General features: G+C 61.9%; 1 pseudogene. It reads right to left on the minus strand.

Going from position 1 to position 231, the window contains the following annotated elements:
* Positions 1-231, minus strand: a pseudogene (locus KVT34_RS31425) (sodium-dependent transporter); the annotation flags it as partial.

Below are 231 nucleotides of genomic sequence, written 5' to 3' on the forward strand. Positions count from 1 at the left end.
GAAGGCCGCGCCCAGAGGCATCGAAGGGAACGCCGCAGGCAGCACGACGAAGACAAGTCCGGGCCCTGGAGCCGGCTCCAGGCCAAACGAGAACGTAGTCGGGAATACGATGTGGCCCGCGATAAGGGCATACAGCTGATTGCCGCCCGTAACCGCAACGGTCGCTTTGCCCAGCGACTGCTCTTTCTGCACATAGGAGCCGTACGTAATCATGACGCCCATCCCGTTCGA

Source organism: Paenibacillus sp. GbtcB18 (genome assembly GCF_019091125.1).
Classification (GTDB): domain Bacteria; phylum Bacillota; class Bacilli; order Paenibacillales; family NBRC-103111; genus Paenibacillus_F; species Paenibacillus_F chitinolyticus.